The organism is uncultured Oscillibacter sp. (genome assembly GCF_910584465.1).
GTDB lineage: Bacteria > Bacillota > Clostridia > Oscillospirales > Oscillospiraceae > Oscillibacter.
Map to the genome: position 1 here is coordinate 36,614 of NZ_CAJUBK010000009.1, position 20,654 is coordinate 57,267.

General features: G+C 68.8%; 23 protein-coding genes and 1 pseudogene. 4 read left to right on the forward strand and 20 right to left on the reverse strand.

Features of this window, described 5'->3' with window-relative positions; translation table 11 throughout:
- Positions 1 to 25: 25 nt before the first annotated feature.
- Positions 26 to 607, reverse strand: coding sequence for a signal peptidase I (gene lepB, locus QZ332_RS04210; RefSeq protein ID WP_295762689.1), 582 nt, complete (start codon positions 605 to 607; stop codon positions 26 to 28).
- A gap of 204 nt (positions 608 to 811) precedes the next feature.
- On the opposite strand from lepB, the gene trpS reads away from it, so the two are divergent.
- The 4 genes from trpS (at position 812) to QZ332_RS04230 (ending at position 5,007) form a co-directional block, all read left to right on the forward strand.
- The gene (gene trpS / locus QZ332_RS04215; protein ID WP_295762692.1) at positions 812 to 1,813 is read left to right on the forward strand and encodes a tryptophan--tRNA ligase; all 1,002 of its coding nucleotides are present in this window, start codon (positions 812 to 814) and stop codon (positions 1,811 to 1,813) included.
- An 11-nt stretch (positions 1,814 to 1,824) separates the two neighbouring features.
- Complete coding sequence (locus QZ332_RS04220; protein ID WP_295762697.1) at positions 1,825 to 2,985, forward strand: MraY family glycosyltransferase; 1,161 nt, start codon at positions 1,825 to 1,827, stop codon at positions 2,983 to 2,985.
- Positions 2,986 to 3,068: 83 nt separating this feature from the next.
- Positions 3,069 to 4,220 carry a non-hydrolyzing UDP-N-acetylglucosamine 2-epimerase gene (gene wecB, locus QZ332_RS04225; RefSeq protein WP_295762701.1) on the forward strand — a complete coding sequence of 384 codons (1,152 nt, stop codon included), beginning with the start codon at positions 3,069 to 3,071 and terminating at the stop codon, positions 4,218 to 4,220.
- Between the two features lies 1 nt (position 4,221).
- Positions 4,222 to 5,007 (forward strand): hypothetical protein, encoded by a 786-nt coding sequence (locus QZ332_RS04230; protein ID WP_295762704.1) that lies wholly within the window; start codon positions 4,222 to 4,224, stop codon positions 5,005 to 5,007.
- 106 nt (positions 5,008 to 5,113) lie between these two features.
- On the opposite strand, the gene QZ332_RS04235 is transcribed toward QZ332_RS04230, so the two are convergent.
- The 19 genes and pseudogenes from QZ332_RS04235 to QZ332_RS04325 all read right to left on the reverse strand — a co-directional run.
- Positions 5,114 to 5,254 (reverse strand): hypothetical protein, encoded by a 141-nt coding sequence (locus QZ332_RS04235; RefSeq protein ID WP_295762707.1) that lies wholly within the window; start codon positions 5,252 to 5,254, stop codon positions 5,114 to 5,116.
- Between the two features lie 345 nt (positions 5,255 to 5,599).
- Entirely contained in the window at positions 5,600 to 6,034 is a 435-nt protein-coding gene (locus QZ332_RS04240; protein WP_295762709.1) for a hypothetical protein, read from the reverse strand.
- Between the two features lie 21 nt (positions 6,035 to 6,055).
- Entirely contained in the window at positions 6,056 to 6,313 is a 258-nt protein-coding gene (locus QZ332_RS04245; RefSeq protein WP_295762712.1) for a hypothetical protein, read from the reverse strand.
- A gap of 190 nt (positions 6,314 to 6,503) precedes the next feature.
- Entirely contained in the window at positions 6,504 to 7,142 is a 639-nt protein-coding gene (nth, locus tag QZ332_RS04250; RefSeq protein WP_295762715.1) for an endonuclease III, read from the reverse strand.
- A 72-nt stretch (positions 7,143 to 7,214) separates the two neighbouring features.
- On the reverse strand, positions 7,215 to 7,859 hold the full coding sequence (locus QZ332_RS04255) for a nucleotidyltransferase domain-containing protein (protein WP_295762718.1): 645 nt from the start codon (positions 7,857 to 7,859) through the stop codon (positions 7,215 to 7,217).
- 112 nt (positions 7,860 to 7,971) lie between these two features.
- The gene (gene recN / locus QZ332_RS04260) at positions 7,972 to 9,654 is read right to left on the reverse strand and encodes a DNA repair protein RecN (RefSeq protein WP_295762721.1); all 1,683 of its coding nucleotides are present in this window, start codon (positions 9,652 to 9,654) and stop codon (positions 7,972 to 7,974) included.
- A 224-nt stretch (positions 9,655 to 9,878) separates the two neighbouring features.
- Positions 9,879 to 10,328: an arginine repressor gene (argR, locus tag QZ332_RS04265; protein WP_295762723.1), complete on the reverse strand. Its 450-nt coding sequence runs from the start codon at positions 10,326 to 10,328 to the stop codon at positions 9,879 to 9,881.
- A complete protein-coding gene (locus tag QZ332_RS04270; protein ID WP_295762726.1) occupies positions 10,325 to 11,203 on the reverse strand; it encodes an NAD(+)/NADH kinase in 879 nt (292 codons plus the stop codon). The genes argR and QZ332_RS04270 overlap by 4 nt, the downstream gene beginning before the upstream one ends.
- A complete protein-coding gene (locus QZ332_RS04275; RefSeq protein WP_295762729.1) occupies positions 11,200 to 12,024 on the reverse strand; it encodes a TlyA family RNA methyltransferase in 825 nt (274 codons plus the stop codon). Before QZ332_RS04275 ends, QZ332_RS04270 begins: the two co-directional genes overlap by 4 nt.
- Positions 12,024 to 13,874 (reverse strand): 1-deoxy-D-xylulose-5-phosphate synthase, encoded by a 1,851-nt coding sequence (gene dxs, locus QZ332_RS04280; protein WP_295762732.1) that lies wholly within the window; start codon positions 13,872 to 13,874, stop codon positions 12,024 to 12,026. The genes QZ332_RS04275 and dxs overlap by 1 nt, the downstream gene beginning before the upstream one ends.
- 11 nt (positions 13,875 to 13,885) lie before the next feature.
- Complete coding sequence (locus QZ332_RS04285) at positions 13,886 to 14,431, reverse strand: CNNM domain-containing protein (protein WP_295762735.1); 546 nt, start codon at positions 14,429 to 14,431, stop codon at positions 13,886 to 13,888.
- Positions 14,432 to 15,279: 848 nt separating this feature from the next.
- Positions 15,280 to 15,984, reverse strand: a complete 705-nt coding sequence (locus QZ332_RS04290; RefSeq protein ID WP_295762738.1) for a pseudouridine synthase — start codon at positions 15,982 to 15,984, stop codon at positions 15,280 to 15,282.
- 9 nt (positions 15,985 to 15,993) lie between these two features.
- Positions 15,994 to 17,091, reverse strand: a complete 1,098-nt coding sequence (locus QZ332_RS04295) for a D-alanyl-D-alanine carboxypeptidase family protein (RefSeq protein WP_295762741.1) — start codon at positions 17,089 to 17,091, stop codon at positions 15,994 to 15,996.
- A 51-nt stretch (positions 17,092 to 17,142) separates the two neighbouring features.
- Positions 17,143 to 17,550, reverse strand: coding sequence for a GerW family sporulation protein (gene ytfJ, locus QZ332_RS04300; RefSeq protein WP_295762744.1), 408 nt, complete (start codon positions 17,548 to 17,550; stop codon positions 17,143 to 17,145).
- A gap of 58 nt (positions 17,551 to 17,608) precedes the next feature.
- Complete coding sequence (locus QZ332_RS04305) at positions 17,609 to 18,319, reverse strand: hypothetical protein (RefSeq protein WP_295762747.1); 711 nt, start codon at positions 18,317 to 18,319, stop codon at positions 17,609 to 17,611.
- Between the two features lie 19 nt (positions 18,320 to 18,338).
- Positions 18,339 to 18,950, reverse strand: a complete 612-nt coding sequence (gene scpB / locus QZ332_RS04310; RefSeq protein ID WP_295762750.1) for an SMC-Scp complex subunit ScpB — start codon at positions 18,948 to 18,950, stop codon at positions 18,339 to 18,341.
- Positions 18,951 to 18,966: 16 nt separating this feature from the next.
- The gene (locus QZ332_RS04315) at positions 18,967 to 19,761 is read right to left on the reverse strand and encodes a ScpA family protein (protein ID WP_295762753.1); all 795 of its coding nucleotides are present in this window, start codon (positions 19,759 to 19,761) and stop codon (positions 18,967 to 18,969) included.
- A 41-nt stretch (positions 19,762 to 19,802) separates the two neighbouring features.
- Complete coding sequence (locus QZ332_RS04320) at positions 19,803 to 20,468, reverse strand: site-2 protease family protein (RefSeq protein WP_295762756.1); 666 nt, start codon at positions 20,466 to 20,468, stop codon at positions 19,803 to 19,805.
- 97 nt (positions 20,469 to 20,565) lie between these two features.
- Positions 20,566 to 20,654 (reverse strand): annotated as a pseudogene (locus QZ332_RS04325) (RNA polymerase sigma-G factor); the annotation flags it as partial.

Here is a 20,654-nt window from a genome sequence, read left to right on the forward strand (position 1 = left end):
GCCGTCTCCCGGCGCCGCCGGACGGTCACAGGGCCCCGATGCGGCCCCATTCCCGCATCCCCAGGCCCGCCGTCGGCCCCGGCAGCAGCAGGAACACCGCCCGGCCGATGACGCACCGGGCGTCCACCGCCCCCAGCTCCGGGGCGCGGCTGTCCCGGCTCTCGTTGCGGTTGTCGCCCATCAGGAAGACGCAGCCCTGCGGCACCGTGAGGGGGAACTCCGTCCCCTCCGCCAGGTAGGTGGCCTCCCGGATATAGGGCTCCTCCAGCGCTTCGCCGTCCACATAGACGATCCCGGCACCGAAATCCACGTCCACGGTCTGCCCCCCGGTGGCGATGACCCGCTTGACGATGGGCTCGCCGTACTCGAAGGCGGCCTTGGCGGCGATGACCACGTCCCCCCGCTCATACCCGCCGCACAGGGGGCTGTTCACCACCAGCAGCAGATCGCCGTTTTGCAGCGTCTCCCGCATCGATCCGCCGGACACGCCCACCACCCGGATCCCGAAAGCGAACACCACCACCGCCGCCAGCACGGAGCACACCAGTGCCTGGGCCCACTCATAGAGCCCCCGGCCCGGCTGTCCCCTCCCCTTCTCATCAGGCATCGCGATCCCTCCCACGATCCAAAAGTTTTCGATCCGGCCCAGTATATCAAAAAAACGGAGGGATCACAAGGGGTATTTCAAAAAAGTCCTCCGGTGCGGATACTTTTTCCCTTCCAGAGATTGCACTTTCCAAGATCTCGTGGTAAACTAGCAAAGATCCAATCTCGCCCCGGGGCCCCGGGGCCGAATATCGAGGTGTGTACCATGGAAAACGCGAAGAAGAGGATCCTCAGCGGCATCCAGCCCTCCGGCGACCTGACGTTAGGCTCCTACCTGGGCGCCATCCGGAACTGGGCCGCCCTGGCTGACGAATATGACTGCTATTATATGATGGCCGACCTCCACACCCTGACGGTGCGCCAGGTCCCCGCCGAGCTCCGCCGCCATACCCTCACCCAGGTGGCGGCTTACATCGCCTGCGGCCTGGACCCGGAGAGGAACGTCCTCTTCATCCAGTCCCACGTCCCCGCCCACGCCCAGCTGGCCTGGGTGCTGGACTGCTACACCATGTTCGGCGAGCTGGGCCGCATGACCCAGTTCAAGGACAAATCCGCCAAGAACGCCGACAACATCAACGCCGGCCTCTTCACCTACCCCGCCCTCATGGCGGCGGACATCCTCCTCTACCAGGCGGACCTGGTGCCCGTGGGCGGCGACCAGAAGCAGCACGTGGAGATCTGCCGGGACATCGCGGGCCGCTTCAACGGGCTCTACGGCGACGTCTTCAAGATCCCGGAGCCCTATATCCCCCAGGTGGGGGCCAGGGTCATGAGCCTCACCTCCCCCGAGAGCAAGATGTCCAAGTCCGACAAAGACCCGGGCGGCTGCGTCTACCTGCTGGAAAGGCCCGAGGACATCCTGCGCAAGTTCAAGAAGGCCGTGACGGACTCCGACGCCTGCGTGCGCTACGATCCGTCGGGCAAGCCCGGCGTCTCGAACCTCATGCAGATCTATGCCGCCGCCACCGGCAGGTCCTTCGAGGCCATCGAGGCCGAGTTCAGCGGGAAGGGCTACGGCGACTTCAAGAAGACCGTGGGCGAGGCCGTGGTGGAGCTCCTCCGGCCCATCCGGGAGGAGACCGAGCGGCTGCTGGCCGACAAGGCGTACCTGGAGAGCGTCTACCGCGCCGGCGCGGAGCGCGCCGCCCGTACCGCCGACCGGACCCTCTCCAAGGTCTACAAGAAGGTGGGCCTCCTGGCCCGGTAAGGAGGAACGGCATGCCCTTAGACAACCAGCTGATCGCCTACGTGGCCCTCGCCCTGCTGGCGGCGTTGGTCATCAGCTTCCTCATGACCCCCGTGGTCCGCACCTTCGCCTATAAGATCGGGGCGGTGGACGTGCCCAAGGACGCCCGCCGGATGCACAAGGTGCCCATCCCCCGCCTGGGCGGGCTGGCCATCTTCATCGGCTTCATGATCAGCGTCCTCATCCTGGGCGGCGTCCCGGGGAACCGGGAGCTCCAGAGCATCCTGCTGGGCTCCGTCATCATCGTGGTGCTGGGCGTGGTGGACGACATCATGGCCCTGCCCGCCATGCTGAAGTTCGTGGTGCAGATCGGCGCCGCCCTGATCCCCGCCATGAGCGGCGTGGTCATCCAGGCGTTCTCCAACCCCAACGTCTTCTCCAGCAGCCTGTACTGGGTGCTGGGGCCGCTGTCCGTCCCCTTCACGGTGCTGTGGATCGTGGCCATCACCAACGCCGTGAACCTCATCGACGGGCTGGACGGACTGGCCAACGGCGTCTCCGCCATCTCGGCCACCACCATGCTGGTCATCGCCCTGCTCGCCTCCGAGGCGGAGGTCGCCATCGTCATGGCGGCCCTGGTGGGGGCCTGCGTGGGCTTCATGCCCTACAACCTCAACCCCGCCAAGATGTTCATGGGGGACACCGGGGCCACCTTCCTGGGCTATATCCTGGCCACCATGTCCATCCAGGGGCTGTTCAAGTTCTATGCGGTGATCTCCTTCGCCGTGCCCTTCCTCATCCTGGGCCTGCCCATCTTCGACACGGCCTTCGCCTTCATCCGGCGCATCGCCCACGGGCAGAGCCCCATGCACGCCGACCGGGGGCACATCCACCACCGGCTCATCGACATGGGCCTGAGCCAGAAGCAGGCCGTGGCCACGCTGTACGTCATCTCCGCCATGCTGGGCCTCTCCGCCGTGGTGCTGACCACGGGGGGGGAGCAAAAGGCCATGCTGTTCTTCCTGGCCCTTTGCATCGTGGCGGCGGTCGCCGCCCGGGTGGTGTTCCCCAAGGAGATCCGGGAGGAGCTCCATGAGGAGATCGAGGGGTTCAAAGAGTTGGGACAGCACGGCGGGCCGGCCCTCCCGGAGGCGGGGGAGGCCGGCGCCCCCGGCGGGGACGAGCCTTCCTGAACGCGCCCCGCCCGCCGCGGGGCTTCAAGCCCGGGACAACGTTCTTTTGAGCCTCCCCCCAGGGGGAGGACGAGGAGGAGTGAATGGACAAGCTGCGTATCATGAGCGTCTTCGGCACCCGGCCGGAGGCCGTCAAAATGTGCCCCCTGGTGAAGGAGCTGGCCTCCCGGCCCGGCATCGAGAGCCTCTGCTGCGTCACCGCCCAGCACCGGCAGATGCTGGACTCCGTGCTGGAGGTCTTCGGCGTCGTGCCCGACTGGGACCTGGACATCATGACCCCCCGGCAGACCCTCTCCGGCATCACCAGCCGATGCCTCCTGGGCATGGACGAAGTCATCGACGCCCTGGCGCCGGACATGATCCTGGTCCACGGGGACACGTCCACCACCTTCGCCGGGGCCCTCTCCGCCTTCTACCACCGGGTGGCCGTGGGCCACGTGGAGGCGGGCCTGCGGACCTATGACAAATACGCCCCCTTCCCGGAGGAGATGGACCGGGTGCTGACCTCCGGCATCGCGGACATGCACTTCTGCCCCACCGCCGGGAACCGGGAGAACCTGATCCGGGAGGGCCGGGATCCGGCGGGCATCTTCATCACCGGCAACACCGTCATCGACGCGCTCCGGACCACCGTCCGGGCGGACTACCGCTTCTCCACGGAAGAGCTGGACCGCCTGCCCTACGGGGAGAAGAAGATCGTCCTGGTCACCTGCCACCGGCGGGAGAACTACGGCGAGCCCCTGAAGGACATCTGCCTGGCCCTCCGGCAGATCGCCGAGGAAGACCCGGACGTGGAGCTGGTCTACCCCGTCCACCTCAGCCCCGTGGTCCGGGAGGCCGTGGATAAGTACCTCCGGGGCGCGCCCAGGGTCCACCTCATCGACCCCCTCCCCGCCGACGAGATGCACAACCTCATGGCCCGCTGCTACCTGGTGCTGACGGACTCCGGGGGCCTCCAGGAGGAAGCCCCCGCCCTGGGCAAGCCGGTGCTGGTCCTCCGGCGGGAGACGGAGCGGCCCGAGGCCGTGGCCGCCGGGACGGTGAAGCTGGCCGGCGTGGTGCGGGAGGACATCGTCGCCATGGCGGAGCGGCTGATCCGGGACCGGGACGCATACGACGCCATGGCCCACGCCGTGAACCCTTACGGCGACGGGGACGCCTGCCGCCGCATCGCCGACGCCATCGAATGGCGCTACGGCCTCCGGTCCCGGCGGCCCGCCGACTACGAGGCGTGATGTGGACAAGCAGAAGCTGAATTGGATCACCTGGGCCGTCCTGGCCCTGGCCATCGTGCTGGCGGCGCTGATGCTGGGAGGCAGCCTCAGCCGCACCGCCCGCATCACCCTCCCCTCCTCCGACCCCCCCAGGGACCCCGCCGCCGGGGACGGCGGCTCCCCCTCCGGGGCGCTGACCGTGGTGGAGATCGCCCCGGAGACCGTCCAGGCGGCCATATACAGCTTGTCCAGGCCGGAGAGCTACGGACGGAGCATGACCATCGAATACCTCTGGGACGGCGGCGGCGGCACGCTGGAGCTCTACACCATCGTCCGGGGGGGATGGACCCGCGTGGACCGGGGCCTGCCCGGCGGGCAGACCCGGATCAGCATCACCAACGGCGACGAGACCTATATCTGGTACGGCTACGGCCATGACGCGGAGGTCCTGGCCGTGCCGGCGGGGGACATCTCCGCCGACGCGGAGCAGTCCATCCCCACTTATGAGGATATCCTGGACCTGCCTGTGGACGATATCCTCCTCGCGGACTACCGGCCCTTGGACGCGCTGACCTGCATCTACGTGGAGACGGCGGAGGACGCCGCGGGCTATACCACCCGTTACTGGGTCAGCGTGGAGAACGGCCTGCTGGTCCAGGCGGAGCGCCTGCTGGACGGGGAGGCCGTGTACCGGATGACCTCCCTGTACGTGGACCAGACGGAGTATGACGCCTCCCGGTTCACCCTGCCGGACGGCACGGTGCTTTTGGACGAGGACACAGCGGAGCCGATGGCGCCCATGGGATAGGCTGGCGGAAGGTCCGAAAAACTGATCGATCCAAAACGAGAGGGGCCCGGGAAGGGCCCCTCTTTCGAAAGCCTGGGAGGACGGGACGCCCCGTCCTCCCTCTCGTTCACAAGATCAGCAGCAGCCCCAGGGCCACCAGCAGCTCCTCGTCCGCCTCCTCCCGGAAGAGGAAGAACAGCAGGGCCAGCACCAGCAGGTCCCCGGTGTCCACGCGGTCCATATGGAACTGGTCCAGGAGATGGCGCAAAAAGCCGGTGAGGCCGTCCGTGGGCCGTCCGCCAGGCGGCGGACCGCCCGGCGGACGGCCTGGGCCATGGGGCGGCCCCCCTCCCGGAGGCGCTCCGGCGGCGGACGGGCCGTTCGGAGGCGGAGGGCCCGGGGGCGGCCCCCCCCCGGGAGGCCCCCCTCCGGGAGGAGGACCGCTGGGGGGAGGTCCGCCGGGAGGCGGTCCACTGGGGGGAGGTCCGCCGGGAGGAGGACCGCTGTGCGGCGGCGGCCCCCCCGGTGCAGCCCCGCCGGGAGGAGGCGCGCCCTCCTCGGGGATGCGGGTATAGCTGCCGTTGTCGTTGCGGATATAGCGGTTATACATGCCTCAGCCCTCCCATCCCGAAAGGAACTTCTTCCCCAGGTGGAACAGCCGCGCCAGCTGGAGCGCCCGCTCGATCTTGTCCTGCCGGTCCCGCTTCAGATAGGGCCGCAGGGCATAGAGCAGGTTTCGGGCGTTGGAGTCCCGCTGGCCCCCCAGCTCCTGGATCACGGGCAGCAGCCGGGAGAGGAGCTTCGGGTCCAGCCCGCCTGTCAGGGAGGACAGCAGGTCCCCTCCGCCCCCCATGGGGGGCGGAGGAGGCGTCTGCGGCGGCGGCGAGCCCCAGCCCGGCGGAGGCGGGGCGCTGGGCTGCTGGGGCGGGGGGGCAGGCTGCTGCGCTCCCGGCGCGCCCCCGCCCAGGGACTGGGCCAGCTGCATGATCTGGGACATCGCGCTGGGATCGGACAGGATACTGTTCAGCTTCTCGTCGAATTCCGCCATACGGCCGGCCCCCTCCCCTCGTCACCTCTGGACGGCTTTGTTGATGCGCTCCACCAGCTCCGCCCCTTCCGGGCTCTGCATGATCTGGTTCACCATCTGGACCATGGCCGTGGTGTCGCCCTTGGCGGCGGACTGGACCGCCCGCTGCAGCCCCGCGCCCCGGTCGCCCTGGGTCAGCATCTGCATCAGCGTCTGCCCGTCCCGGGACTGCATCAGCGACTTCAGCGCCGCCGGATCTTTGCGGAGCTGCTCGGCCATCCGGGCCGTTCTCTCATCCATGTCGCTCCCTCCTTCGTCCGTTCCCTTGGGAGGGAAGGACCAAACAGAATTTTGGCTCGCTCTGACGATCGGTGCGAGGCCAAGCCCGCCCCACGGCGCGCAGATCTGCGCCGCTGGGGCCGGCCTCCATGGCAGTATATGAGAGCGGGGGCAAAAAAGTGCCTGTGCATCCCGCACAGGCACTCTCCCTTCATCCCGCGGCTTTGGCCGCGGCGCAGTCCTTCGCCAGGGGACAGCCCCCGCACTTGGGGCTCCGGGCGGTACAGGTGTCCCGGCCGAAGAGGACCATCCGGTGGCAGAAGCTGTTGGACTCCTCCGGCGGCAGGACCTCCCGGAGCTGCCGCTCCACCCGGAGGGGGTCCTTGGACCCGTCGGTCAGCCCCAGGCGCCCTGTGATGCGGATGCAGTGCGTATCGCAGACATAGGCGGGCTGGCCATAGATGTCCCCCAGGATCAAATTGGCGGTCTTCCGGCCCACGCCGGGGAGGCTGGTCAGCTCCTCCATGGTGCCGGGGACCCTGCCGCCGAAGTCGGCGAGGAGCCGCTGGGCACAGAGGACCATGTCCTTGGCCTTGCCGTTGTAGAAGCCGCAGGAACGTATGTACTGCCCCACTTCCTTGGGGTCCGCCTGGGCGAAGCTCTCCAGGGTCGGGAAGCGCTCGTAGAGGGCGGGCGTCACCATGTTCACCCGGGCGTCGGTGCACTGGGCGGAGAGACGCACGGCGAACAGCAGCTCGTAGTCCTTCTCATACCGGAGGGAGCAGAGCCCCTCGGGATAGATGCCCTTCAAGGTCTCGATGATGCGCCTGACGGCGGCTTTCGGTCTCATATCGGTCCCCCTGTCCTCGTTTCGGTCTTCGTCCAGTATAACATACGGACGGTCCTTGGGCAAGCCCGAAGATCACACCTGGGCGTATCGGGAGATCAGCGCCGACGCCCAGGCCAGCAGGCCCTTGGAGCCTTCCTCGAACGCCCCCTCCCCCTCCGGCAGCGGGGCCAGCACCTCCCGGTCCGGCCCCTGGAGGAGCGGGAGCAGATCCGCCCGGCGGGAGACGTAGTCCCCCGTCTCCAGGAAATGCTTCGCCCGGAGGACGAAGGAAGCGGATTTGCGGAGGGACCGCAGGAGCTCCGGGCTCCGTTCGTGGAGGTAGTTGTGGCAGCAGGCGTGATAGATGGCACAGGCCCCCTCGTGGACCGCCCGGCGGACATCCGCCTCACAGATCGAAGACTGGATGGGCCCCAGGCTGCCCAGATAAGGGACGGTGTCCCGGCAGAACTGGAACAGGTCCGCCCGGTCCCAGGCGGCCAGCTCCCCCCAGCCGGAGACGAAGCCGCAGAGCGCCTCCCGCTCCGGCATCCCGTCCACGGCGGCGCGGTAGGCGTCCAGGCCGGCCGGGCCCAGCCGGTCCAGGAGGACCACCACGTCGATGTCGCTGTCCGCCCGGGCCTCTCCCCGGGCCCGGCTCCCCTGGAGCCCCACGAAGAGCAAGCGCTCCCCGAACGCCTCCCGCATCCCGGCGGTGAACCCCTCCATCCATGCGTCCATATCCATCCCGTCCTCCTTCCGGACGCCGTCCGGACAGGGGACACCGGGTGCCTGCGCTCCCGGTGTCCCCGCTCTTCCGGACCGTCTTTTGCAATGTATCTTATAAAGGCTCTCATAATGTCTCCCGGTAGCTCTCCGCCGCGTCCAGCAACTCCCCGGCGCTGGCCAAGAGCGCGTCCGTCACCTTCACCCCGCCGGTGATCCGGGCCAGCTCCGCCTCCCGCTGGCCCCGGTCCAGCCGGACCACGCGGGTGAAGGTCCGGCCCTTGGCCTCGCCCTTCTCCACGGAGAAATGGGTGTCCGCCATGGCCGCCAGCTGGGGCAGGTGCGTGACGCAGAGGACCTGCTTGCGCCGGCTGACCTGGGCCAGCTTCTCCGCCACCTTCTGGGCCGCCCGGCCGGAGACGCCGGTGTCCACCTCGTCGAAGACCAGGGTGCCGATGGCCTCCTGCTCCGCCAGCACGTTCTTCAGCGCCAGCATGATCCGGGCCAGCTCGCCGCCGGAGGCGATCTTGGCGATGGGCTTGAGGTCCTCCCCGGCGTTGGCGGACATCAGGAAGCGCACCACGTCGCAGCCGTCGGGAGAGGGCTCCTTCTCCGTGAACTCGATGGAGAAGCGGACCCGGCCCATGTCCAGGTCCCGCAGCTCCTCCTGGATGCGCTCCTCCAGCTCCGCCGCGGCCCCCTCCCGGGCGGCGGTCAGGGCCCGGCCCGCCGTCCGGACGGCCTCCTCCGCCCGGCCCCGCTCCTTCTCCAGGAGGAGCAGCGTGTCGTCCGCCGTCTCGATGGCGTCCAGCTCCGCCCGGCGCTGGTCCAGATACTCCAGCATGTCCTCCACGCTGGCCCCGTACTTCTTCTTCAGCCGGTAGAGCTGGTCCGCCCGTCCCTCCGCCGCGTCCAGCTCCTCCGGGGAGAAGTCGAAGGCGCTGCGCAGGTCCCGGATGGTCTCCGCCAAGTCGTACGCCTCGCTCCGCAGGGCCTCCAGGCGCTCATACGCCTCCCCCAGCTCCCCGGACAAGCCCCGGACGCCGGCGAGGGCCTCTCCCGCGTCCCGGAGCTGGCTCACCGCCCCGGCGCTCTCGTCGTCGCCGGAGAGGCAGTAGTCCGCCCCGGCCAGGGCGGACAAGTACTTCTCGCCGTTGCGCAGGAGGTCCCGCCGCGCCGCCAGCTCCTCCTCCTCACCGGGGCGGAGCTCCGCCCGCTCCAGCTCGCCGATCTGGAAGCGCAGGCTGTCCACCCGGCGGGCCTTCTCCGCCTCGTCCATCTGCAGGGCCCGGATCCGCTCCCGGAGGTCCGAGAGGACGGCGTAGGCGCCCTTATACGCCTCGAGGGGCCCCTCCGTCCGGCCGAAGCGGTCCAGGTAGGCGCCGTGCTGCTCCTCGTCCAGGAGCTGGGCGCCGTCGTGCTGGCCATGGATGTTCAGCAGGTCCGCGCCGATCTGCCGGAGCTGGGCCACGGTGATGGGCCTCCCGTTCGCCCGGCAGGCGTTCTTCCCGTCCCCGGAGATCTCCCGCTGCAGCAGCAGCGCCCCGTCCTCGTCGGGGGCGAGGCCGTTCCCCGCCAGGCCCGGCAGCCCCGGCGGGACCGCCGAGAACTCGGCGCTGACGAAGGCCTTGGCGGCCCCGGTGCGGATCAGGTCCCGGGAGGTCCGTCCCCCCAGCACGGCCCCCAGGGCGTCGATGACGATGGATTTGCCCGCGCCGGTCTCGCCGGTGAGGGCGTTGAACCCCGGGCGGAACCGGATGTCCGCCTCCTCGATGACCGCGATGTTCTCGATGTGCAGAAGCTCCAGCATCACAATATCCCTCTTCGTTCAAGGATTGACGTCCGATCAGACAAGGGGGCCAGGGGCCTCCCCCTGGTCCCTCCGCAGGGCGGAGGAAAAGATCGAACGCATCCCCCTGACGGCGTGCGCGTCAGGGGGATGCCCCGACTCGTGCGCCCTGGACGCACGCACCAGGGACCGGCGTCACTGGCGGCGGGGGATCTTCAAGGGGGAGCCCGCTCCCCCTTGAAGCCTCAAAGCATCTCTTTGATCTCCTGGCACAGCAACTCCGCCGACTCCGTGGTCCGCATGACCAGGAAGGCCGTGTCGTCCCCCGCCAGGGAACCGACGATGTCGTTCATCTCCATGTTGTCCAGCGCCGAACAGGCCCCGTTGGCCAGGCCCGGCATGGTCTTGATCACCACGATGTTCCCGGCAGAGTCGATGCTGATGATGCACTCCCGGAAGATCGTCCGCAGCTTCTCCGCCACGTTCAGCTTCGTCCGGTTGCCCGAGACGGCGTATTTATACACCCCCTGGCCCACCGGCTCCTTGATGAGGTGGAGCTGCTTGATGTCCCGGGAGATCGTGGCCTGGGTGCAGCGGATGCCCCGCTCCCGGAGCCGGGCCAGGAGCTGCTCCTGGGTCTCGATGTTCTCCTGGGAGATGATCTCCAGGATCTTGCTCTGTCGATCGTCCTTCATGTGTCCAGCCCTCCCGGCAGCATTTTTTGCGCGAAGATCTCGCAGAAGCTCCGCTCCGTCAGCCGCACCAGCCTCGTCACATACCGGGAGCGGCGGATCTGCACCTTGTCGTCCGCCCGCAGGGCGAAGGCCCGGCTCTCGTCCACGAAGAGGTACACCGGCTTGCGCCCGTTCCGCTCCAGCTCCACCGTCAGCGTGTGCTCCGGCGAGAGGACGTAGGAAGAGAAGCGCATGTTGTGGATGCAGATGGGGCAAAGCACCATGGTCTGGGCCACCGGCTCCACCACCGGGCCGCCGGCGGAGAGGGAATAGGCCGTGGACCCCGTGGGCGTGGCGACGATGACGCCGTCCCCGGCGATGTCCGCCAGGTGCCGCCCGTCGGAGGAGATCTTCAGATGGATGACGTGGGAGATGGGGCCCTCCCGGATGACGGCCTCGTTCAGGCCGAGGTTCGTGTAGATCTGCCGGCCCTCCCGGAACACGGAGACGTCCAGCATCATCCGCTGCTCCGTCTCGAACTGCCAGTCCTCCAGCTTCCGCAGGAGCTCCAGCTCCCCGGCCTCCAGCTCGGCGACGAAGCCGAGCCCTCCCATGTTCACCCCCAGCACCGGCATCTTGTGCAGGGCCGCCAGCTTGGCCAGGTGCAAAATGGTGCCGTCCCCGCCGAAGGTGATCAGCAGGTCCGCCCCCCGGAGCTCCTGAGGCAGGGGCTTCACGTCGTAGTCGGCGAAGGCCCCCTCCTTCCGGTCCCGGAAGGGGGAGCAGACCACCGTCTGGAAGCCCAGCCCCCGGAGGATGGCCTCCGCGGCCCGGGTGGTCCGCATGCCCTGGTCCCGGTTGGGGTTCGGGCAGAGGATGATCTTTTTGGGGCTCATGTCGCCTCCCCCTCTCCATGCCCGCTCAAACAGCGGTGGGACTCCGCCACCAGGCCCTCCAGGTCGAAGGCCGCCGGAGGCTCGGCGGTCTTTTGCAGATGTCCCAGATATTCGATGTTCCCCTCCGGGCCCCGGATGGGGGACCACGTCAGGCCCCGGACCGTCAGGCCCGCCGCCCGCGCGTGCTCCAGGAAGCGCTCCAGCACCTCCCGATGGACGGCGGGGTCCCGGACCACGCCCTTCTTCCCCACCTTCTCCCGGCCCGCCTCGAACTGGGGCTTGACCAGGGAGACCACCTGCCCGCCCTGGGCCAGCAGGTCCGCCAGGGGCGGCAGGATAAGGGACAGGGAGATGAAGCTCACGTCCACCGACGCGAAGCCCAGCTCCTCCGGGATCTGCTCCCGGCTGAGGTAGCGGGCGTTCGTCCGCTCCAGGCAGACCACCCGGGGGTCGCAGCGCAGCTTCCAGGCCAGCTGGCCCCGGCCCACATCCACGGCGTAGACCTTCGCCGCGCCGTTTTGCAGCATGCAGTCCGTGAAGCCCCCGGTGGAGGCCCCGATATCGCCGCAGACCGCGCCCTGCAGCCGGATGGGGAACTCCCGCATGGCCTTCTCCAGCTTGAGGCCGCCCCGGCTGACGTAGGGGAGCCTGTCCCCCCGGATCTCGATCCGGGCATCCGGCGCCGCCGCCGCGCCGGGCTTGTCCGCCCGCCGGCCGTCCACGTAGACCACGCCGCTCATGATGACGGCCTGGGCCCGCTGGCGGCTCTCCTCCAGGCCCCGCTCCACCAGGAGGACGTCCAACCTCATCTTACCGCTCATCAGCCCACCGCCTCCCGTACCGCCGCGGCCACGGACGCCGCGTCCAGGCCGGCCCGCGCCTCCAGCTGAGGGACGCTGCCCTCCGGGGCGAAGGTCTTGCCCAGGTTCTTCAAGATCAGCTTCCGCGGGGCCCGGCCCGCCTCCGCCAGGATGGCGGCGATCCGCTGGCCCACGCAGCCGGCGCCGAAGCAGTCCTCCAGCACCAATAGGATGCCCGTCCCTCCGCAAAACTTCCCCAAGACCTCCCCATCCAGGGGCGCGATCTGGTTCAGCTTCAGGACCTCCGCCTGGATGCCCTCCCGCTCCAGGAGCGCGGCGGCCTCCAGCACCCGGTCCACCAGCACGCCGTAACTCAGCAGCGTCGCGTCCCGTCCCTCCCGGAGGCGGACCAGGGGCCGGTCCGACGTGTCGTCCCGGAAGGCCCCTTCCCCGCCCCTGGGGTACCGGACCGCCACGGGGCCGTCCAGCTCGAAGAGGGCCGTCCCCAGCATGTGCTTGAGCTCGGCGAAGCTGGCCGGGCACAGCACGGTGTAGCCCGGCAGCTCCGAGAGGAAGAGGGCGTCGAAGCAGCCGTGATGGGTCTCGCCGTCGGCCCCCACCAGCCCCGCCCGATCCACGCCCAGGACCACATGGAGCCCCTCCAGGGCCACGTCGTGGATCAGCATGTCATAGCCCCGCTGGAGGAACGTGGAATACACCGCGAAGACCGGCAGCAGCCCCTGGGCCGCCATGCCGGCGGACATGGAGACGCCGTGGCCCTCGGCGATGCCCACGTCGAAGAACCGCTCCGGGAAGGTCTTGGCGAAGCCCGAGAGGCCCGTGCCGTCCGCCATGGCGGCGGTGACGGCGCAGACCCGTCCGTCCGCCCGGGCGAAGTCCGTCATGGCCTTGCCGAAGACGGAGGAGAACGTCTCCTCCCCCGCCTTCTTCAGCTGCCCGGTGGCCGGGTCGAAGGGGCCCACGCCGTGGAACATGTCCGGGTTCCGCTCGGCGAAGGGGCAGCCCTTGCCCTTGACGGTCTTCACGTGGACCAGCACGGGGCAGTCCAGCTCCCGCGCCCAGCTCAGCACGTCGCACAGCCGGGGCAGGTCGTGGCCGTCGATGGGGCCCAGGTAGGTGAAGCCCATGTCCTCGAAGAGGGTGCTCCCCGGCACGAGGCTCTTTTTCAGCAGGGTCTTCAGCTTGTGGTTGAAGCGGTAGAGGGGCTTCTTCATGGGCCGGGCGCCGAAAAGGCTCCGATACCACTTCTTGAAATGGTAGTAGGCGGGCTTGGACCGGAGCCGGGCCAGGTGGGAGGGCACGGCCCCCACGTTGGGGTCGATGGACATGCCGTTGTCGTTCAGGATGACGATCAGCGGCTCGCCGGAGGCCCCGGCGTTGTTCAGCCCCTCATAGGCCAGGCCCCCCGTCAGGGCGCCGTCCCCGATCAGGGCCAGGACGCTGTGCTCCTCCCCCCTCGCCGTCCGGGCCCGGGCCATGCCCAGGGCGACGGAGACGGAGTTGGAGGCGTGCCCGGCGATGAAGGCGTCGTGGACGCTCTCCCGGGGCTTCGGGAACCCGGAGAGGCCGTCCAGCTGGCGGAGGGTGGGGAACGCCTCCCGCCGGCCCGTCAGCATCTTGTGGATATAGCACTGATGGCCCACGTCGAAGACCAGGCGGTCCCGCTCCGTGTCGAAGACCCGGTGGATCGCCACCGTCAGCTCCACCGCCCCCAGGTTGGAGGCCAGGTGCCCGCCGGTCTCGGAGACGCTTTTTACAAGAAACTCCCTCAGCTCCTGGCAGAGCTGGGGGAGCTGTCCGTCCGGCAGCGCTCTGACGTCGGCTGGAGAGTGGATGGATCCTAATAACATACGTCCTCCTCTCAGCGGTGGAAAAAGTGCAGGAAACGGCCGGCCCAATAGACCACCTGGGTGCTCTTCTTGATGGCCACGGTCTTGCCCAGGGCCTTGCCGCCGATGGTCAGGCCGGAGACCAGGGCCGTCACGGCCACCGAGATCAGCACGGTGCGCACGCTCAGCGCCCGCTGGATCTGCGTGACGATCACCGCGCCGGTGGCGCCGCTGACGATGCCGCAGATGTCCCCCACCACGTCGTTGCACACGCTGGAGACCCGCCCCGCGTTCCGCAGGAGCATCAGGGATTCCCTGGCCCCCTTCTCTTTGTGGGAGGCCATGGCATGGAACGGCCGGGGATCCGCCGCCGTCACCGCCACGCCGATGATGTCGAACACGATGCCGAGGCCGATGAACAGCGCCAGCATCAAAAGAGCGGCGGCCAGGCCCGCGCCCTCCAGCATCGCTTCCGACGCCAGACTCAGCACGGCGGACAGGACCACCGCCATCAAAAAGACCGTAAGGGCCCAACGATATGGGGAAGGGGCGGCCTTCCCCTTCTGCTGCTTTTTCAAAAGAACCTCCGTGAGGACCGTCCGGCGGACGGACGCCCTCCGCTTCGTCGATGATGATGCTAAACCGGCGGCGGCAAAAAAAGTAAATCTTACGGCTTAGGTACGGGCTGGATTTCCCCGGAGCGCGCCCCTCGTTGCCGATGGGGGCGGTTTCCCTTTCAGCCCTCCGGCGCGGCGTTGCCCGTCCGCGCTGCCCGACTGCCACTTAGTCCGCACTGCAATCCTTTTCCTGCCCTGTGAAGACAGCCTAGGTGATTTCCACCACAGTCCGTCCGCTTCTTTAGCCTCTTTTGCAAAACGGGTTTCAAAGGGCGATCGGAAGGATGCCCTGGCCGGGGCCGCCTCCCGTAGTTCCCTGATCCACCCGCCTCACGCAAGGCAGGCTACGTCCGCGCACAGCGTTACGGCCCCGAAGGACCGATGCACCGCATCGCGGGTTCCCAATCTGTTTCGTACGCGGGCCGGAATTACCACGATGGGAGTACGTCCGCGCACAAGAACAGGTCTCCACGGAAACAGGGTCGGATAGACCATGCCATTGGTAAACGCCCTGAGTCCGCAAGCGCGCAAAGGCGCGCTTCCCCCCAGCACCCACCCAAAACTGGGCGTATCAAGCAGGCACCACGGGTTTCATCGATGTGCCCTTCAGAGGATTTTTAGGCCCTCCCTAGGAAACGGCAGATCTGACTAGGATACTGCGCCGCCGCTTAGCAGCCATCAGTATAGCACATCCCTCATAAATATGCAAGATATCCGGCGGCTGGAAAAAGTAAATTTTTCTCACCGCCGGATGCAGGCCCGCCTCCATGGCCGGGGCGGGACTTCCAAGGCCCCGGGGGCCCGGCCTTTCACCGGCGGAGCGCCGCGACCTCCTCCGCCGTCAGATGCCGCCACGCCCCCGGCGGGAGGTCCCCCAGCTCCAGCGTGTGCTCCCGCACCCGGCGCAGGCGGGTCACGGTCAGCCCGCAGGCCGCGCACATCCGCCGGACCTGCCGGTTCCTCCCCTCGTGGATCGTGACGGCCAGCACGGCCCGGCCGGAGCTCCTCCGGAGCTCCTCCGTCCTGGCGGGGCGGATGGGCTCCCCCTCCAGGTCCGTCACCCGGGCCAGGCGCTCCGCCGCCCCCTCCACCGGACCTTCCACCCAGACGTGGTAGGTCTTCTCCGCCTCGCGGCTGGGGTGGGTCAGGCGCTGGGCCAGCTCGCCGTCGTTGGTCATCAGCAGCAGCCCCTCCGAGTCCAGGTCCAGCCGGCCCACCGGGTACACCCGCGCGCCGCACCCCGCCACCAGGTCCGCCGCCGTCTTCCGCCCCTTCTCGTCGCAGAGGGTGGTGACATAGCCCCTCGGCTTGTTCACCAGGAGGTAGAGCCGCTCCTCCCGGAGGGCCAGCGGCCTGCCGTCCAGCCGGACGTCGTCCCGCTCCAGGTCCGCCTTGGCGCCCAAAAGGGCCGTCTCGCCGTTCACCGTCACCCGTCCGGCCCGTATGTACTCCTCCGCCCGCCGCCGGGAGCAGGCCCCGGCGGCGGAGAGGAGCTTTTGAAGTCGTCCTTCCATCCCGTCCTCCTATACGAGGGCCCGGCGGCCTTTCAGCACGTCCATGGCGGGCCCCGCCTTCGGCAGCACCGTCTCTCCGCACAAGAGCCCCACACGGCCCACCTCTTCCCCGTCCAGGGTGAAGACGGCCTGTCCCACGCGGGCCCCCGCCCGCACGGGAGCGGTCAGCTCCCGGTCCAGTTCGACGCCGGCCTCCAGCCGCTCCCCCGGCCCCAGCGGCCAGGCGAAGCTGTCCGCCGCGATCAAGGGCACGTCCTCCTCCATGCCGCCCGCCACCGCCGCCCGGGAGAACTCGTGGCCCAGCTGGGCCATCCGGCGGGCGGGATAGGCGGTGAAGCCGTAATCATAGAGGCCCTGGTGGTCCGCCCAGTCGTTGCCGTCCTGGAGGGTCACGGCGATCAGGCGCTGGCCCCCCCGCTCCGCGCAGCTGACCAGGGTCCGGCCCGCCGCCTTGGTATAGCCCGTCTTCAGGCCGATGCACCCGTCCATGAAGCTCAGGAGCTTGTTGTGGTTCGTCATGGTCCGCCCGCCGATGGTCACCGTGCGGGTGGAGGCGATGCGGACCAGGGTCTCGTCCTCCACCGCCGCCCGCGCCAGGACCGCCATGTCCCTGGCGGTGGAATAGTGCGCCTCGTCGTCCAGGCCGTTGGGGTTGGCGAAGGAGGACCCTCCCATCCCCAGCTCCAGGGCGGTGTCGTTCATCCGCTCCACGAAGCGCTCCACGCTCCCCCCCACGTGCTCGGCCACCGCCACGGCGGCGTCGTTGCCGGAGCAGAGCAGCAATCCGTAGAGCAGGGTCTCCAGGGTCAGCTCCTCCCCCTCCTTCAGGTACATGGAGGATCCCTCGGTATAGGCGGCCTCCCGGCTCACCTTCACCGTATCGGACAGATCCCCGTCCCGGATCGCCACCAGGGCCGTCATGATCTTCGTCGTGCTGGCGATCAGCATCCGGGCATCGGCGTTGCGCTCGTAGAGCACCCGCCCGCTGTCCACGTCCATCAAGATGGCGGCCGCGGCGGAGGTCTCCACCGCTCCGGCCCGCCCGGCCAGCAGGCAGGCCAGGACCAGCGCCAGCGCCCCCGTCCGGCGGAGGGAGGGTCTGCGCATATATCATCACCCCGTTCGTCTCAAGTCGGCAGTGACGATAGTATATCCAGGTCAGAGCGTTTCTTGCTCTTTCTCCGCCTTTTTCTTGTCGAGATATTTTTCGGCCTTGTCCATCAGGTCCGGCACCATGTCCACGATGCGGTCCACCGCGGTCACCGGGGGCACCGCCACCGGCAGGACGCGGGTCACGCCGTCCTTGACGATCAAAAAGGCCACGGGGTCGATCTTCACGCCTCCGCCGCCTCCGCCGCCGGAGGGGCGGGGCTGCGCCTTGCCGTAGTCCCCGCCGCCGGTGCCGAAGCCGATGCTGACCCGCGAGATGGGGATCAGGGTCACGCCGTCCGGGGTGTTGATGGGCTGGCCCACGATGGCGTTGGTGTCCACCATCTCGTGGATCTTCTCGATCGTGGAACGCATCAGGCTGTCCGCCAGGTGTCTCTTCTCCGTCGTATTGTCCATGTTCGCGCTTCCTTTCTGCTGTCTTCGAATGGTCGTTCGTCTCGTGTTCCCGAGCGCCTCAAGCGGCGGGCCCTCCGACCTCCTGCACGGGGAGCTCCTCCGGCCCTCCGGTCCTCTCCGGCCCCGGGGGACGCTTCCTGCGCCGTTTCCGCCAGCGCAGGTACCATCCCAGCGCCGGGACCGCCAGGCCGGAGCCCAGGGCGATCAGCGTCCCGATCCGGAACGTGACGCCCGCTTCGCCCTCCGCCGCCGTGTCCGCGGACAGGAAGTCCACGTCCATATGGATGTACGGCTCCCGGATGTCCATCAGCTCCTCCAGCCGGGGCATCCCGCCCCAGACGGCGGCCTGCAGCTCGCCGAAGAGCCGGGCCGAGGCCGCGGGATCCTCCTGCCCTCCCAGGACCAGGGACAGCCGCAGCGGGTCGATCCGTATCCCCCGGCCGATCCGCCGGAGCGCCCGCCCCAGCGCCGGGAGCAGGGTCCGGAGGGCGTCCCGGACGTCCTCCCAGGCGATGGAGGGCTTCGCCCCCGCCTCCTTGGGCTTTTTGGGCTTTTTGGGCCCTTTCGGCTCCTTGGGCCCCTTCCCCTTTCTCGCTCCCCCCGCCTTGGGCTTTTTCGCCTTGGCGGGCAGGATATGTATCCGCAGGGGGCCGACCCGCGCATCCAAACGGAACTCCCCCCCGCCGAAGGCCGCCCGGACGCCCACCCGGGTCAGGCACAGCAGGACCATCAGCAAAACGACGACCGTCACGATCCCCGCCCGCAGCATCCGCACCGCCTCCTCCCCTTCATCCTTCGGTCCCTTCCTCCCGGTCCGCCACGATCTCCCCGTTGTCCCCCAGGCGCATCTGGCCGTCGGCCTCCGGGTCCAGGGGGTCCTCCTCCTCGGAGGGCTCCGTCAGCTCCGGCAGGTCCTCCAGGCTGTCCAGGTGGAACGCCCGGAGGAACTGCTTCGTGGTCCGGTACAGGCGGGGCCGCCCCGGCACCTGCAGCCGCCCGCATTCCTCGATCAGGTCCCGGTTCAGCAGCAGGCTCATGGTATACGCGCTGTCCACGCCCCGGATCTGGTCCACATAGGCCCGCGTGGTGGGCTGGTAATACGCGATGATGGTCAGCGCCTCCAGGGCCGGCTGGCTGAGCTTGGCCGGCTTGCGGACCTCCAGCGCCCGGCGGACCGCGTCCCCGTACTCAGGCGCGGAGCACAGCTGCCAGCTGTCCTCCATCCGGACCAGCCGGATGCCCCGCCGGTCGAAGGCGTAACGGTCCCCCAGGTCCTTCAAGGCCCGCTCCACGGCGGGACGGGCCAGCTCCAGCGCGGCGCACAGGCGCTTCTCCTGCACCGGCTCGCCGGAGGCGAACAAGATCGCCTCCACCGCGCACTCGATCTCCTTCCTCTCCATCGGATCCTCCCTGCTCTTACAGTTCCTCCGCCCGGGCGGTGAGGTGCTCCGGCGGCTCCCCCACCTGGCGGACGGTGCATCCCGACTCCGAGCCGGTCAATTGCAGCACGTGGGACCGGCACAGCTCCAGCACCGCCAGGAAGGTCGCCACCACCTCGCTGCGGCTCCGGCTCCCGCGGAAGAGCTGGAGGAAGCGGGTGACGCCCTCCTCCCGCAGGCGGCGCAGGATGTCCAGGGCCTTCCGCTCCACGGGGTAGGGCTCGTGCTGGGCGATCTCCTGGAAGGCCGCCTTGGGCGGCGGCAGCTTCCGCTCCGCCCGGCCCTGCAGTCCCCGCATGGCCTTGAGCAGGTCCCGCCGGCTGTGGTCGTATCGGATCTGCCCCGGCTCCAGGGGCTCCGGCCCCCGCGTCAGGATGTCCCGGCCGAACTCCCCCAGGGGGGCCAGCGCCTCCGCCATGGCCTTGACATAGGCATAGCTCTCCCCCCGGCGGCGCTCCTCCAGGGAGCGCATCAGGGCCTCCATCTCGCTCTTGGCCTCCTCGTCCTCGATGGAGAGGAGCATCCGGGTCTTGAGGTACACCAGGTGGGAGGCCATGGCGGCGAACTCGCTGGCGACCTCCAGGTCCAGCCGCTGGCGCTGGTCCAGCCAGACGAGGTACTGGTCGCAGATCAGGGAGATCGAGATGTCCTGGATCTCCATCTTGTTCTTCCCCAGGAGGAACAGGATGAGGTCCAGCGGGCCCTCGAAGTCCTGGAGCTCCTCCGCCCGGGAGTGGACCACCTTTTCCAGTTTGAATACGGGACTTTCCAAAAGGACCTCCTACCGCCGGTCCCTCCCGGCGGGTTTCCATATCACATTCGATAGAACAGCTCGAAAAAGCACCGGTAGACGCGCAGGATGGCCCCGCTGATGAGGTCCCCCGTGACGCCGGACCAGCTCAGGGCCAGCAGGACCAGCATCCCCCAGCGCTCGTAGCGCATCGAGGAGAAATAGATCCGGTCCGGCAGGAAGGCCCCCAGGACCTTGGCCCCGTCCAGGGGCGGGACGGGCAGCAGGTTGAAAAGCCCCAGGCCGATGGACAGGGGCGCCAGCGTATAGAGCAGGAAGTCGAACAGCAGCGCCCCGCCCCCGCGGTAGGGCACATGCGCGTACATCCCCCGGCTGAGGGCCACCGCCAGCAGCGCCAGCAGGAGGTTCGACGCCGGCCCCGCCAGGGCGGTGAGGGCCATGCCCTGCTTGGGCCTCTTGAAATACCGGGGGTCCACCGGCACGGGCTTCGCCCAGCCGAAGCCCACCGTCAGCATCATGGCGAGGCCCAGCCAGTCGATGTGCCGCCGGGGGTCCAGGCTCAGGCGGCGGCCCTCCCTGGCGGTGGGGTCCCCCAGGGCGGAGGCGGCCAGGCCATGGCACGCCTCATGCACCGTCAGGCAGAGGAGGACGGCCAGCACCCGCGTCAGGGCGTCCCGCAAAAAGGCCCAGTCCATGGACCGGATGAGGTCCTGCAGGCCGTAGTCCATGGTCCTCCCCCCTTCACGATCTTTGTATTATATCAGTTCCCGGCGGGGAATACAAGGGAAACCATGGAAAAAGGCCCGCCAAAGGCGGGCCCGGGGGTCAGATGTTCTTTTTGATCGTGTTGATGGCCCCTTTCTCCAGCCGGGAGACCTGGGCCTGGGAGATGCCCACCTCGGCGGAGACCTCCA